The following is a 14,305-nucleotide window of genomic DNA, read 5'->3' on the forward strand; positions in this document are numbered from 1 at the left end:
CTCCCAAGATGATTTCATTCACCGACAAGACGGTACTGGTCACCGGCGGCGGCGCGGGCATCGGCCGCGCCTGTGCGGAAGCGTTCGGCGCGGCCGGCGCGCGCGTGGCCGTGGCCGAGATCGACGCGGCGCGCGCGCAGGACGTGCGGGCGGCGCTCGAAGCGGCCGGCGTCGACGCACTCGTCGGCACCGTGGACGTCACGCGCCGCGACGAGGTCGACGCGTTCGCGCGGACCATCGACGCGCGCTTCGGCGGCCTCGACGTGCTCGTCAACAACGTCGGCGATTTCCTGCAGATCGCGAAGCCGTTCGACGCCTGCACCGACGACGATATCGACCGGCTGTTCGACGTGAACCTGCGCCAGGTGTTCACGGTCACGCGCGCGATGCTGCCGTTGCTGCGCAAGCGCGGCGCGGGCAGCAGCATCGTCGGCGTATCGTCGATCGAAGGCTTCCGCGCGATCCCCAACTGCACCGTGTATGCATCGTTCAAGGCCGCGCTGACCGGCTTCACGAAAAGCCTCGCGCTCGAACTCGGGCCGGCCGGCATCCGCGTGAACCAGATCGCGCCGGAAACCACCGAGACGCCGCAGGTGCCCGTCAGCGCGATGGTCGCGGCCGAGCACCACAGCCATATCCCGCGCTGGATTCCGCTCGGGCGCTTCGGCGCGGCCGGCGATATCGCGGGCGCCGCGCTGTACCTCGCAAGCCCGCTCGCCGCCTGGGTCACCGGCACGACGCTGCACGTCGACGGCGGCGCGCTCGCGGCGGCCGGCTGGTATCGCGACCCGAACGGCTTCTGGACCAACATGCCCGTCGTCACGGGCAACGGCTTCAATTTCTGAGCGGCGCGACGCACGCACGCGCCACTTCACCCGTTCATTTCACGCGGCGCATTCGCGCCGCCATCGGAGACTCCATGAAGATCCTGATCGTCGGCGGTACCGGCCTCATCGGCGGCCATGCCGCGCTGCACCTGCACGCGCAGGGCAACCAGATCACGCTCGCCGCGCGCAAGCCGCCCGCGGCCGGCAGCGCGCTCGCGCAGTTCGACGTGCTGCAACGCGACTACGTGGCCGGCAACTTCACGCGCGACGATCTCGCGCCGTTCGACGCGGTCGTGTTCGCGGCCGGCAACGACATCCGCCACCTGCCGCCCGGCACCGACGAAGCCGCGCACTGGGAACGCGCGAACGTCGACGCGGTGCCACGCTTCTTCGCGCTGGCCCGCGACGCGGGCGTGAAACGCGCGGTGCTGGTCGGCAGCTTCTACCCGCAGGTCGCACCGGCGCTCGTCGACACGGTGCCGTACGTGCGCTCGCGCCATCTCGCCGACGAACGCGTGCGGGCGCTCGCGACGCCGTCGTTCGCGGTGTGCAGCGTGAATGCGCCGTTCGTCGTCGGGTCGGTGCCGGGGCTGCGCAACGAGATGTTCGCCGCATACACGGGCTATGCGCTCGGCCAGTTCGCGGGGCTGCCCGTGTACGGGCCGGCCGGCGGCAGCAACTTCATCTCGACGCAATCGCTGTCGGAAGCGATCTGGGGTGCGCTGCAGCGCGGTGAAGCGGGCAAGGCCTATCTCGTCGGCGACGAGAACCTCAGCTTCGCCGACTACTTCGCGGCGTTCTTCCGCGCGGCCGGCAACCCGCAGGACGTGCCGTCGCTCGACCAGGAGCATCCGCTGCTGCCCGACATGGCGATCTACACGGGGCGCGGCAACGTCGTGTCGTACGAGCCCGATGCAGCGGACCTCGCGCTGCTGCGCTACCGGCGCGGCGACGTGCAACGCGCGGTCGACGAAGTCGTCGCGCATTGCAGCGCGCAGTAAGCGGCGCGGATGCAAAAACGTCCCGCCGCCGGCAAGCGCTGCCGGCGGCGGGACGTCAAGGGCGATGCGTCGATCCGGATCGTCAGGCGCCGATGCGCTGTTCGATCTTCTTCATCGTGTCGGTCATTTCAGCCGGCAAACGCAGCTTCAGCATGTCAAACAGCGCCGCATGCAGCTTCAGCTCCTCGCGCCATTCGTCCGCGTTCATCGACGTCACCGCGTCGAACTGGTCGCGCGTGAAATCGAGGCCGTCCCAGTGCAGGTCTTCATACGCCGGCGACACGCCGAACGCATGTTCGCCGCCGCCGCCCGTGCCTTCGAGACGATCGAGCATCCACTTCAGCACGCGCATGTTCTCGCCGAAGCCCGGCCACACGAACTTGCCGTTCGCATCCTTGCGGAACCAGTTCACGCAGTAGATCTTCGGCAGCGTCGCGCCGGTTGCTTCGAGCTGCTTGCCGAGTTTGAGCCAGTGCGCGAAATAATCGCTGACGTTGTAGCCACAGAACGGCAGCATCGCGAACGGATCGCGGCGCACGATGCCCTGCTGGCCGACCGCGGCGGCTGTCGTCTCCGAGCCCATCGTCGCCGCCATGTACACGCCTTCGACCCAATCACGCGCCTCGGTCACGAGCGGCACCGTCGTCGAGCGGCGGCCGCCGAAGATGAACGCGTCGATCGGCACGCCGGCCGGGTTCTCCCAGTCGCCGTCGATCGACGGGCACTGCGCGGCCGGCGCGGTGAAGCGCGAATTCGGATGCGCGGCCTTGCGGCCGGTTTCCTTGGCCGTTTCCGGCGTCCACGGGTTGCCCTGCCAGTCCGTCAGCTTCGCGGGCGGCGTGTCGGTCAGCCCTTCCCACCACACGTCGCCGTCTTCCGTCAGCGCGACGTTCGTGAAGATCACGTTCTTCGTCAGCGTCGCGATCGCGTTCGGGTTGGTCTTCTCGCCGGTGCCCGGCGCCACGCCGAAGAAGCCGGCTTCCGGATTGATCGCATACAGGCGGCCGTCGCGGCCGGGTTTCAGCCACGCGATGTCGTCGCCGATCGTCGTGACCTTCCAGCCGTTGAAGCCCTCCGGCGGGATCAGCATCGCGAAGTTGGTCTTGCCGCACGCGGACGGGAACGCGGCCGCGACGTGATACTTCTTGCCGGCCGGCGACGTCACGCCGAGGATCAGCATGTGTTCCGCGAGCCAGCCCTGGTCGCGGCCCATCGTCGACGCGATGCGCAGTGCGAAGCACTTCTTGCCGAGCAGTGCGTTGCCGCCGTAGCCCGAGCCGAAGCTCCAGATTTCCCGCGTCTCGGGGAAATGCACGATGTACTTGACCGGGTTGCACGGCCACGGCACGTCCTGCTGGCCGGCTTCGAGCGGATGGCCGACGCTGTGCACGCACGGCACGAACTCGCCGTCCTCGCCGAGCACGTCGTACACGTCGCGGCCCATGCGCGTCATGATCCGCATGTTCACCGCGACGTACGGGCTGTCGGACAGTTCGACGCCGACGTGCGCAATCGGCGAGCCGAGCGGCCCCATCGAGAACGGCACGACGTACAGCGTGCGGCCGCGCATCGAGCCGCGGAACAGCCCGTTGAGCGTCTCGCGCATTTCGGCCGGCTCGATCCAGTTGTTGGTCGGGCCGACGTCGTCGCGCGATGCAGCGCAGATGAACGTGCGATCCTCGACGCGCGCGACGTCCGATGGATCGGATTGCGCAAGATACGAGTTCGGCCGCTTCGCCGGATTCAGGCGCGTCAGCGTGCCCTGGTCGACCATCGCCTGGCACAGCGCATCGTTTTCTTCCTGCGAACCGTCACACCACACGACGCGCTCGGGCTCCGTCAGTGCCGCGATGCGCGACACCCAGTCGATCAGCTTGCGATGTTTGACGAAAGCCGGTGGAGCGATCAGCGGGCCGTGCGTTGCTTCGGCCATGGTGTTTTGCGACATGGGAATGTCTCCAGATTATTGGGCGGGGATGGGGGATGCGGGACGCGCCCGCGAGATGGGGTATGCGATTGGAGCGCAGGAGGGAGCAGCGCGCAGGACGGGACGCGCGAGCGGAGCGCGCGTCGATGCCGCGATGCGTGCGAGAGAAGGTGACGTCTCGTTAGAAGGTGCGAACGCGAGTTTCGCCATGCAAGCAACCTGCCATACAACTCCATTCCGGCCAGCATACCATCGCCGTTATTGGACGGGCGTTGCGTTGCAACAAGAAACAACTGTGACGGCGGACCGGCACGCGCGTTGCGGGCAGGTCCTTTTTTGCCGCGTCATCGCGCGCGCTTTGGGGACGAAACAGCCGGGATGGCCGCCGGCTATGGGTTTCACGGGCGCGGCAATTTCGGTGTGCCGCGCCCGCGTGATGCAAACGCGAATGCGCGCCGGGCGAATTCACGTTTTCGCTACTCAGGCAAACCCTGAATTAGGTTGCGTACACAAACATCCTGATCGAATGCCCGATACGCGCCCACGCTCAAAACGGCGCGCCGGGCAATCCGGGGTAATACGCGCCCGCCGCCATCCCGCCGTCGACGGCCAGTTCGGCGCCGTTGCAATACGACGCTTCGTCGCTCGCGAGGAACAGCGTCGCGCGCGCGATTTCGTCAGGCAAGCCGACCCGCTGCAGCGGGACGTTCGCATAGTGCTTGTTGATCTCCTCGAGCGGCGCGCCGGTCGGATTCGACATCGCGGTGTTCACGCCGCCCGGATGGATCGAATTCACGCGCACGCCCTGGTGGCCGAGTTCGAGCGCCGCGACCTTCGTCAGCCCGCGCACGCCCCATTTGCTCGACACGTACGCGGCCAGCGCGTTCACGCCGCGCAGCCCGTCCACCGACGAAATGTTGACGATCGACCCGCTCTTCTGCGCGATCATGTGCGGCGCGATCGTACGGATGCCGACGAACGTGCCGACCAGATTGATCGACACCGCGCGTTCGAAATCGCGTTTCGACAGCTCGGTGATGCCGCCGAACGTGAGCACGGCCGCGTTGTTGACGAGTACGTCGATGCGGCCGAACTGCTCGACGGTCGCCTCCGTCACGCGCACCCAGCTCGCTTCGTCGGCCACGTCCAGCCGCATGAAGCGCGCCGCATCGCCCAGTTCGCGCGCGAGCGCTTCGCCTTCCGCATCGAGCACGTCGCCGATCACGACGCGCGCGCCCGCGTCGACGAACAGCCTGCACGTCGCCGCACCCATGCCACGCGCGCCGCCCGTGACGATCGCTACCTTTCCATCCAGTCGACCCATGTCGTCCTCGCTTCGATTCCGGTTTGCCGGCCACCACGCGCATGCATGCGCGCGGCCGCCGAATTCATGATTGACACACGCCGTGCGCCGTCAGCCCCAGTACGCCTGCCCGCCGTCGAGCGGCAGCGTCGCGCCCGTCAGGTACGCAGCGTCGCGGCTCGCGAGAAACACGATCGCGCGCCCGATGTCCTGCTCGCAGTCGCCGACACGGCCGAGCGGAATCGTGCGGAAGAACGCAGCGGCTTCCCGCGGATTCGCATCGACCCAGCCCTTCAGGCCCGGCGACAGCGCATGCGGCGCGACCGCGTTCACGCGGATGCCGTCCGCGCCCCATTCGCATGCGGCCGCGCGCGTCAGCGCACGAATCGCTTCCTTGGTGGCCGCGTATGCGCCGTAACCCGACGCATCCCAGCGCACCGCGGCCGACGACGCGAAGTTGACGATCACGCCGTCGCCCTTCAGGTGCGGATGGCATGCGCGCATCATCCGCAGCGTCGCGATCGGCCCCGATTCGAGCCCCGCCATAAAATCCGCGTCGGTCACGTCGAGCAGGCGGCCGAGCGGCACGACCTGCGCGTTGTTGACCAGGATCTGCACGCCGCCGTACCGTTCGACGACAGCATCGACGCACTGCACGATCTGTGCGGCGTCCATCACGTCGCACACGAACGGCTCCGCCACGCCGCCGCGTGCGCGAATGGCTTCGCAGGTCGCGAGCAGCTTGTCGCGCGTGCGGCCGACCACCGCGACGTGCGCGCCCTCGGCCGCGAGCGCATGCGCGACGCCCTGGCCGACGCCCTGCCCCGCGCCCGTCACGAGCGCGACCTTGCCCTTCAGGATGCCCATCTGCGCTCCTCAGGCGACGATTGCCGGATGGGCCTGCACGGGCCCGCCGAGCAGTTCGCGATACGACGGCGGCTGCTTGCCGTCGAGATCGGCGATCCCGTACTGCAATGCGGCTTCCGCGCCGACGAGCACCTGCCCCGACAGCGCCATCCGCTGCGGATCGCCGTGAATCGCGTGAATCACGCGGCCGGTGAACTCCGGGCTTTCGGCGACGAGCGAGAACTCCTTGTAGAGATCCGGGTGCGCTTCCCACACACGCGTCGTGCGCTCGGTGCGCAGCGGGCCCATCCAGATCGACACGGTCGCGACATCGAACGGCTTCAGGTCGACGGCCATGTCCTTCGCGAACTTGTCGACGCCGGATTTCTGCGCGCCGTACGCCGCGCCGTGCATGTAGCAGCTCGCGCCGAACGACGACGTGAACGCGATCAGCCCGCTGCGGCGCTTCGCCATCAGCTGTGCCGCATGCCAGCTCGCGACATACGCCGAGCGCAGCCCGACGTCGAGGATGTTCACGAGGTCGAGCGACTTCTCCCAGAACGGACCCGGCAGGATCAGCTGGTCGTGCAGGTAAGTCGCGTTGTTGACGAGAATGTCGAGCCGCCCGCATTCGCGCTCGACGCGCTCGAACAGCGCCTTCACCTGGGCGTCGTCCGCGTGATCGCAGGCCACCGCGATCCCGCGGCCGCCGAGCGCGTCGATCTCGCGCGCGGTCTCGTGGATCGTGCCGGGCAGCGGCGCATCACCTTCGTTCTGCGAACGGCCCGTCACATAGACGGTCATGCCGGCCGCACCGAGTGCGCGCGCGATGCCCTTGCCCGCGCCGCGCGATGCGCCAGTCACGACGGCGACCGGCGCATCGTGGTTCTGTGTCATGTTCGATGTCTCCTGTGAAATATCCGCCACGACCGTGGCGTTTCGCGTGCGTCAGGCGGCCGGCGGCTGCGCGCCGGCGAACAGCACGCCCGGTGCGTCGCCTTCGTAGCGGGCCGACAGCGTCGACGTGACGACGCAGCGCGTGGCCGCGATCTTCCATTCGCCGTCGACCTTCCGGTAAGCGTCGTCGTAATACGCGCCGAGCTGCGTGAGCGTGCGCGCGTTCGTGTCGATCATCTGGTAGTGCAGGCCCCACGTGCCGCGTGCATGCGTGTCGTCGAGCACGGCGATGTCGGGATTCACGCCGTGATGCATCTCGACGATGTGCGGATGGCAGCCGAGCTGCTCGAACACGTCGACGAGCGCATCGCGCGTGTCGAACGTGCCGATCCGGCCGTAGTCGATCTGCACGGGGCCGGCCACGAAGCAGTCGCGCATGCCCTGCGGATCCTTGCGATCGCAGCACGTGAAGTAGCGCGCCTTCAGCCGGCGGATCGCGTCGGCGTCTTCCAGCCGGCGCACGCGCGTTTCCAGCGATTCGATGAGGGTCATCCCGTCTCCTTGTTCGGTGCTGGCGCGGTTCGAAGGCCGCGTCGACGCCACGTTACCGCCGCGCGACGCGCCGGCCATCACCCGTTCGGATTAACCGGCGGTTCATGCATGAGGGTTTCGTCCGAACAGACGATGTGATGCAGGCGGCTTCGTTCCTACCATCGAACGACACCACCACGAGACACGGCGATGGACGACACGACCCGCACGCTCCACGAGTACGAGCAGATCCGACAGTTGAAGTACCGGTATTTCCGCGCGGTCGATACGCACGACTGGGCATTGCTCGCGGATTGCCTGACCGAGGATTGCGAGGCGCGGCTGTATGGCGGCCGCTATGCGTACGACGGCCGCGATGCGTTCGTGTCGAGCCTGCGCGACCTGATCGGCAAGCCGACCTTCCTGACGATGCATCACGGCCATCACCCGGAACTCACGCTGGTGTCCGCCGATCACGCGTGCGGCGTGTGGTTTCTCGAGGACCACGCGATCAATCTCGAGGACAACTACCTGCTGCACGGCACCGCGTTCTACGACGACCAGTACGTGAAGCGCGACGGCGTGTGGCGCATTCACGCGACGCGCCACGAGCGGCTGTTCGAAACCGTCACGTCGCCGATCCCGCCGTCGTTCACGCTGACCGCGAACCGGTTCGCGCCGGGCGCGCATCACGCGGCCGGATTGCCCGAAACCACTTCCTGAACCCCGGCGGCCACGCCGCCGATCCCGTCATTCCCCTCTGGAGCCGGAGCAATGGAGAAAGTCATTTACGTGTTGTGGCGCGATGCGCAGGCCGCGCCCGACCAGTGGAGCCGCACGGTGCGCGCGCGGCTCGCCGACACACTGCTGTCGCTCGGTGCGCACGGCGTGCAGGTGAACGTCGTCGATGAAGATGTCGCGCCGGCCGCCGGCCTGAAGCAGACCAACACGCACCCGGGCATCGACGGGATCGTCGCGGTGTGGATGGACAGCGCGAACGCGATATTCCGCCAGCCGTTCGACGAGGCCGTGCGCGCGGCGGTCCCGCACATGGCCGCGTATCTCGTCACCGAGTCGCAGCCGATTCCGAACACGCGCTTCCCCGCGTGGCCCGGCGAACGCACGACCGGCTTCTCGCAGCTCGCCTTTCTCAAGCGGCCGCCACGGCTCACGCACGAAGCGTGGCTCGACGTGTGGCACGGTCATCACACGCGCGTCGCGATCGATACGCAGGACAATTTCCTGTATGTGCAGAACGTCGTCGTGCGCGCGCTCACGCATGCGGCGCCCGTCTACGACGCGATCGTCGAGGAGTGCTTCCCGGCTGCGGCAATGACCGATCCGCATGCGTTCTTCGATGCGGTCGGCGATGAGGAAAAGTTCCAGCGCAACGTGGCTGAAATGATGGACAGCTGCGGACGCTTCATCGATTTCGACAAGATCGATGTCGTGCCGACGAGCCAGTACGTCGTAAAGGCCGTGCGCGGATAACGCGCCAGGATCGAGCGGATAAAAAAAACGCCAGCCCCGAGGGGCTGGCGTCGTGCTTCGGGTCCGGCGATGATCAGAACTGGTTCATCGTGTTGTCCTTGCCCGCCGCCTTCAGCGCTGCTTCGCCGCTGAAGTATTCCTTGTGGTCGTCGCCGATGTCCGAACCCGACATGTTCTGGTGCTTCACGCAGGCGATGCCCTGACGGATTTCCTTGCGCTGCACGCCTGCCACGTAGCCCAGCATGCCCTGGTCGCCGAAGTATTCCTTGGCCAGGTTGTCGGTCGACAGCGCAGCCGTGTGGTACGTCGGCAGCGTGATCAGGTGGTGGAAGATCCCTGCTTCACGCGATGCGTCGGCCTGGAACGTGCGGATCTTTTCGTCCGCCAGCGCGGCCAGTTCCGTCTGGTCGTACTCGACGCTCATCAGCTGCGCACGGTCGTAGGCCGACACGTCCTTGCCTTCGGCCTTCATCGCGTCGAACACCTGCTGGCGGAAATTCAGCGTCCAGTTGAACGACGGGCTGTTGTTGTACACCAGCTTCGCGTTCGGGATCACCTTGCGGATCTCGCTGACCATGCCGCCGATCTGCGCGATATGCGGTTTTTCGGTTTCGATCCACAGCAGGTCGGCGCCGTTCTGCAGCGACGTGATGCAGTCGAGCACGCAACGCGCTTCGCCCGTGCCGGCGCGGAACTGGAACAGGTTGCTCGGCAGGCGCTTCGGACGCAGCAGCTTGCCTTCGCGCTTGATGACGACGTCACCGTTGCCCAGCTGGTCGGCCGACAGCTCTTCGCAATCGAGGAACGCGTTGTACTGGTCGCCCAGGTCGCCCGCCGTGGTCGTCACGGCGATCTGCTTGGTCAGGCCGGCGCCCAGCGAGTCGGTACGGGCAACGATGATGCCGTCGTCCACGCCCAGCTCCAGGAACGCGTAGCGGATCGCGCGGATCTTCGCGAGGAAGTCCTCATGCGGCACCGTGACCTTGCCGTCCTGGTGGCCGCACTGCTTCTCGTCCGACACCTGGTTTTCGATCTGGATGCAGCAGGCGCCCGCTTCGATGAACTGCTTGGCCAGCAGGTAGGTCGCTTCCGCGTTGCCGAAGCCCGCGTCGATGTCGGCAATGATCGGCACGACGTGCGTGACGTGGTTGTCGATCTTTTCCTGGATCGCCGCCTTGGCGGTCGCGTCCTTCGCCGCATCCAGCTCGCGGAACAGGCCGCCCAGTTCACGGGCGTCGGCCTGGCGCAGGAACGTGTACAGCTCGCGGATCAGCGCGCTGACCGACGTCTTTTCGTGCATCGACTGGTCCGGCAGCGGGCCGAACTCCGAGCGCAGCGCGGCGACCATCCAGCCGGACAGGTACAGGTAGCGGCGTTCGGTGCTGTTGAAGTGCTTCTTGATGGAGATCATCTTCTGCTGGCCGATGAAGCCGTGCCAGCAACCCAGCGACTGCGTGTACTTGGCCGGATCGGCGTCGTACGCGGCCATGTCGGCGCGCATGATCTTCGCGGTGTACTTCGCGATGTCCAGGCCCGTCTTGAACTTGTTCTGGGCACGCATGCGAGCGGCGTACTCGGGGCTGATGGCATTCCACGCACTGCCGTGGTTTTCCTTCAAGCCAGCCACTGCCTTGATGTCGTCTTGGTACTGGGACATGTCAATCTCCTGGGAACGAAGCGCATTTGAGTAAAGGGTTCAGCGTGCCCGCTTCATGTGACGAAGCGAACTGCATGGACTCAATATTAATCCTGTCCGGCGCGCTTTCGGCCAAGTCTTATATAAGACATAAGATATAAATTTTCCTTGTTTTTCAATGAGATAGCCAAGCGATTTTGCGATGCAAAACAAGTTTTCAAGCGGCGGAAAGGCGACGCGACCGGAATTCCGCTTAGATTTCGCAATATGAAAAGGTCTTTCGCAGTTGGAAAGCGGCCGGGTGCGGCAGCACCTGCGTTTGCCACATCCCATGACAAAACGTCTATACTTGGACAATTCATCGACAGCGAGCCGTGTGCTCGCTCCCCGTGCACCGCGCTGCGCCCTCTCCCGCCCGGAGCGACATGAACGACTCTCCCGTTTTCGACACGCTTTGCGACCTGCTGAATACGTCCGGTGCGCGTTTCCGCGTGCTGGCGCATCCGGCGGAAGGTAAATCCGACGTGATCGCCGCGATCCGCGGCACGCGCCCCGAACAGGGTGCGAAGGCGATGCTCTGCACCTTCAAGGACGGCGGCGACAGCACCGCACTCGCCGTGATTCCCGGTCACCTGAAGATCGATTTCCGCAAGGTCGCCGATGCCGTCGGCCGCCGCAAGGCGACGCTCGCATCGCCCGACGTCGCGGCCGCCGTCACGCGCTGCGTGATGGGCGCCGTGCCGCCGTTCGTGTTCGACGCGAACGTCACGCTCGTCGTCGATCCCGCACTGGTCGAACGCAACGCCGAGATCGCCTTCAACGCGGGCCGCCTCGACCGCTCGGTCGTGCTCGACTCGGCCGACTATGTGCGGATCGCCCGGCCTCTGCTGGCCGACATCACGCGGCCGGAAACGACCGACGCAACGTCGCCCCGGGAAAACGCATGACCACGCACCGCACACCACCGCTGTCCGAGCAGGCGTCGCTGATCGAGCAGGTGCAGCGCATCGCCGAAGGGCTCGGCGCGATGTTCGCGCCGTTCACCGAGGTCGTCGTGCATGACCTGCGCACGCCGGAGCACGCGATCCTCGCGATCCACAACAATCTGTCCGGGCGCGCGGTCGGCGATCCGGCGACCGAACTCGGCCTCGCCCGCATCGCCGACGACGATTTCCCGCAGGTGCTCGCGAACTACCCGAACCGCTTCGCCGACGGCCGCACCGCGAAAAGCACGTCGATCGGCATCAAGGATTCGACCGGGCGCTACGTGGCCGCGCTGTGCCTGAATGCCGACGTCACGCTGTTCCGCGGCTTCCAGGGCATGCTGAACCAGTTTTGCCGCACGGACGGCGAGACCGTCGCCGAGACGCTCGACCCGGCCGGCGCCGACGCGATCCGGCAGCGCATCGACGCGTTCGCGACGCGCCTCGCGACGACGCCGCGCGACCTGAAGACCGACCAGCGCCGCGAACTGCTGCAGACGCTGAAGGCCGACGGCTTCCTCGAGGTGCGCCGCGCGATGGAAATCGTGTCGCAGCATCTCGGCGTCTCGCGCGCGACCGTCTACAACGATGCGAAGTAAATCGGGCGCGCCGTTTTCCAGTTGACTGACCTTTCCGACTCTCGAGCAACCATGAACTCTCCGACTCTCCCCACGTACGACGACGTCGCCGCGGCTGCGGCCCGGCTCGAAGGCCATGCGCACCGCACGCCGGTGATGACGTCGCGAACGGTCGACGCAGCGCTCGGCGCGCAGGTGTTCTTCAAGTGCGAGAACCTGCAGCGCATGGGCGCATTCAAGTTCCGCGGCGCATTCAACGCGCTGTCGCGTTTCAACGCCGAACAGCGCCGCCACGGCGTCGTCGCGTTCTCGTCGGGCAACCACGCGCAGGCGATCGCGCTGTCGGCACGCATCCTCGGCATTCCCGCGACGATCGTGATGCCGCAGGATGCGCCGGCCGCGAAGATGGCCGCGACGCGCGGCTACGGCGGCAACGTCGTGACCTACGACCGCTACACCGAGGACCGCGAGCAGATCGGCCGCGATCTCGCGGAGCAACACGGGCTCACGCTGATCCCGCCCTACGACCACGCGGACGTGATCGCCGGCCAGGGTACGGCGGCCAAGGAGCTGTTCGACGAAGTCGGCCCGCTCGACGCGGTGTTCGCGCCGCTCGGCGGCGGCGGGCTGCTGTCGGGCACCGCGCTGTCCACGCGCGCGCTGTCGCCGCACGCGACGTTGTACGGTGTCGAGCCCGAAGCCGGCAACGACGGCCAGCAATCGTTCCGCTCCGGCGCGATCGTCCGGATCGACACGCCGCGCACGATCGCCGACGGCGCGCAGACGCAATACCTCGGCAACCTGACGTTCCCGATCATCCGCCGCGACGTCGACGACATCCTGACCGCGACCGACGCGGAACTGGTCGACTGCATGCGCTTCTTCGCCACCCGTATGAAGATTGTCGTCGAGCCGACCGGCTGCCTGTCGTTCGCTGCCGTGCGACGGATGAAGGACGCGCTGCAGGGCAAGCGCGTCGGCGTCGTGATCAGCGGCGGCAACGTCGATCTCGAGAACTTCTGCGCGCTGGTGTCGACGCCGGCCTGAGCGTCGCGGCGCACATGAACATCCTGTCATCCGTGCGCCGTAGCGCCTTCACGACGCGTTAAGTTTCGCGCCCTAGACTGATTACGTTGTCCCGTAGTCAGTCGTGAAGGAGCCATCATGAACACGCACGCGATCGTCGCCGCCGCCCTGGCGGCCGCCTCCCTTTCGGCGTTCGCTCAACCGGGCGCGACGTCATCCGGTTTCCCGGCCGCATCGCCGCACGACGCCGTCGCGCAGGCGCTGCACCGCTCGCCCGGCGCGTTGCCGCACGCCGGCTTCGTGCTCGCGAAGATCGATCAGAACAATACGCCGCCCGATCGCGGCGGCGACCCGAGCGGCCGCACGCACGCCGGCACGCACATGTAACGGCGCGCACCGGGCGCCGCTGCCGCGCCCGGCCCCGCCGGCATTCAGAACGACGGCAGCGACGGATCGCGTGCGGCGAGGATGTCGTCGGTGCGACGCTGCAGCGCGCCGTCGATCGTCTCCGGTTGCGGAATCAGCCAGTAGCGCCCTGCGCGAATGCCGTCGAACACCCGCTCGGCAAACGCGTCGGGCGTGAGGCCGTGCGCGTTCAGCATCGAGCGCATCGTGTCGACGAAGCCCTGCACCTCGGGCCGGTCGTGCGCGGCGCCGAACGGATCGTTGAAGATCCCCGACTGCACGGGGCCCGGCGCGAGCAGCGACACGCCGACCGGCGCACCGAGCATCTTCAGTTCTCCATACAGCGATTCGGTCAGCGCGACCACCGCGAACTTCGTCGCCGAATACGGCGACATCAGCGGGCTCGGCAGGAAGCCGCCGACCGACGCGGTGTTCACGATCCGCGCCGGCACGTTGCGTTCGAGCATCCGCGGTACAAAACTGCGGATCCCGTTCAGCACGCCGTGCACGTTGATCGCGAAGCTGCGCTCGAAGCGTTCCGGCGTGATTTCCCAGCTGAAGCCCGTCGCCATCACGCCCGCGTTGTTGAACAGCAGGTCGACGCCGCCGAAGCGCTGCCATGCGGCTTCGGCCAGCGCGTCGACGGCCTCCGGGCGACTCACGTCGGTCGGCACGCACAGCACTTCGGTATCGAGCGTCGCGGCAAAGGCGTCGAGCTTTGCCGGATCGAGATCGGCCAGCACGACGCGCATGCCGAGCGCGGCCGCGTGGCGCGCAAGCCCGCTGCCGATGCCGCTGGCCGCGCCGGTGATCACGGCGGTGCCGCCGTCGAAGCGAATCGAATTCGTCATGTC

The 14,305-nt window shown here is 67.0% G+C and carries 15 protein-coding genes; 8 read left to right on the plus strand and 7 right to left on the minus strand.

The genetic code is table 11. The features are described 5' to 3' along the window. The first annotated feature begins 11 nt into the window (after positions 1-11). Both HWX87_RS02315 and HWX87_RS02320 read left to right on the plus strand, forming a co-directional pair. A complete protein-coding gene (locus tag HWX87_RS02315) occupies positions 12-845 on the plus strand; it encodes an SDR family NAD(P)-dependent oxidoreductase (RefSeq protein WP_208456515.1) in 834 nt (277 codons plus the stop codon). Between the two features lie 74 nt (positions 846-919). Next, positions 920-1,828 carry an NAD(P)-dependent oxidoreductase gene (locus HWX87_RS02320; RefSeq protein WP_176045477.1) on the plus strand — a complete coding sequence of 303 codons (909 nt, stop codon included), beginning with the start codon at positions 920-922 and terminating at the stop codon, positions 1,826-1,828. 82 nt (positions 1,829-1,910) lie between these two features. On the opposite strand, the gene HWX87_RS02325 is transcribed toward HWX87_RS02320, so the two are convergent. The 5 genes from HWX87_RS02325 to HWX87_RS02345 all read right to left on the minus strand — a co-directional run bounded on the left by HWX87_RS02325 (position 1,911) and on the right by HWX87_RS02345 (position 7,353). Further along, positions 1,911-3,776: a phosphoenolpyruvate carboxykinase (GTP) gene (locus HWX87_RS02325; protein WP_176045478.1), complete on the minus strand. Its 1,866-nt coding sequence runs from the start codon at positions 3,774-3,776 to the stop codon at positions 1,911-1,913. Between the two features lie 526 nt (positions 3,777-4,302). Beyond that, on the minus strand, positions 4,303-5,079 hold the full coding sequence (locus tag HWX87_RS02330; RefSeq protein WP_176045479.1) for a glucose 1-dehydrogenase: 777 nt from the start codon (positions 5,077-5,079) through the stop codon (positions 4,303-4,305). Positions 5,080-5,169: 90 nt separating this feature from the next. Continuing rightward, positions 5,170-5,925, minus strand: coding sequence for an SDR family oxidoreductase (locus HWX87_RS02335; RefSeq protein ID WP_176045480.1), 756 nt, complete (start codon positions 5,923-5,925; stop codon positions 5,170-5,172). Positions 5,926-5,934: 9 nt separating this feature from the next. Then, complete coding sequence (locus HWX87_RS02340; protein WP_176045481.1) at positions 5,935-6,801, minus strand: SDR family NAD(P)-dependent oxidoreductase; 867 nt, start codon at positions 6,799-6,801, stop codon at positions 5,935-5,937. Positions 6,802-6,852: 51 nt separating this feature from the next. After that, on the minus strand, positions 6,853-7,353 hold the full coding sequence (locus HWX87_RS02345) for a nuclear transport factor 2 family protein (protein ID WP_176045482.1): 501 nt from the start codon (positions 7,351-7,353) through the stop codon (positions 6,853-6,855). A gap of 189 nt (positions 7,354-7,542) precedes the next feature. On the opposite strand from HWX87_RS02345, the gene HWX87_RS02350 reads away from it, so the two are divergent. Both HWX87_RS02350 and HWX87_RS02355 read left to right on the plus strand, forming a co-directional pair. Then, positions 7,543-8,055, plus strand: coding sequence for a nuclear transport factor 2 family protein (locus tag HWX87_RS02350; RefSeq protein ID WP_176045483.1), 513 nt, complete (start codon positions 7,543-7,545; stop codon positions 8,053-8,055). A gap of 51 nt (positions 8,056-8,106) precedes the next feature. Beyond that, positions 8,107-8,823: an EthD domain-containing protein gene (locus tag HWX87_RS02355; RefSeq protein ID WP_176045484.1), complete on the plus strand. Its 717-nt coding sequence runs from the start codon at positions 8,107-8,109 to the stop codon at positions 8,821-8,823. 73 nt (positions 8,824-8,896) lie between these two features. Here the strand turns inward: HWX87_RS02355 and HWX87_RS02360 are convergent, their stop codons facing one another. Further along, positions 8,897-10,480, minus strand: a complete 1,584-nt coding sequence (locus HWX87_RS02360) for an isocitrate lyase (RefSeq protein ID WP_176045485.1) — start codon at positions 10,478-10,480, stop codon at positions 8,897-8,899. 404 nt (positions 10,481-10,884) lie between these two features. On the opposite strand from HWX87_RS02360, the gene HWX87_RS02365 reads away from it, so the two are divergent. The 4 genes from HWX87_RS02365 (at position 10,885) to HWX87_RS02380 (ending at position 13,433) form a co-directional block, all read left to right on the plus strand. Continuing rightward, complete coding sequence (locus HWX87_RS02365) at positions 10,885-11,406, plus strand: YbaK/prolyl-tRNA synthetase associated domain-containing protein (RefSeq protein ID WP_176045486.1); 522 nt, start codon at positions 10,885-10,887, stop codon at positions 11,404-11,406. After that, positions 11,403-12,041, plus strand: a complete 639-nt coding sequence (locus HWX87_RS02370; RefSeq protein WP_176045487.1) for a helix-turn-helix transcriptional regulator — start codon at positions 11,403-11,405, stop codon at positions 12,039-12,041. The genes HWX87_RS02365 and HWX87_RS02370 overlap by 4 nt, the downstream gene beginning before the upstream one ends. A gap of 51 nt (positions 12,042-12,092) precedes the next feature. Continuing rightward, positions 12,093-13,067: a threo-3-hydroxy-L-aspartate ammonia-lyase gene (locus tag HWX87_RS02375; protein ID WP_176045488.1), complete on the plus strand. Its 975-nt coding sequence runs from the start codon at positions 12,093-12,095 to the stop codon at positions 13,065-13,067. A gap of 117 nt (positions 13,068-13,184) precedes the next feature. Further along, entirely contained in the window at positions 13,185-13,433 is a 249-nt protein-coding gene (locus tag HWX87_RS02380) for a hypothetical protein (protein ID WP_176045489.1), read from the plus strand. 44 nt (positions 13,434-13,477) lie between these two features. Here the strand turns inward: HWX87_RS02380 and HWX87_RS02385 are convergent, their stop codons facing one another. Continuing rightward, entirely contained in the window at positions 13,478-14,302 is an 825-nt protein-coding gene (locus HWX87_RS02385; protein WP_176045490.1) for an SDR family NAD(P)-dependent oxidoreductase, read from the minus strand. Positions 14,303-14,305 lie beyond the last annotated feature (3 nt).

The organism is Burkholderia sp. BCC1644, from assembly GCF_902833225.1.
In the GTDB taxonomy this organism is placed as follows: Bacteria; Pseudomonadota; Gammaproteobacteria; order Burkholderiales; family Burkholderiaceae; genus Burkholderia.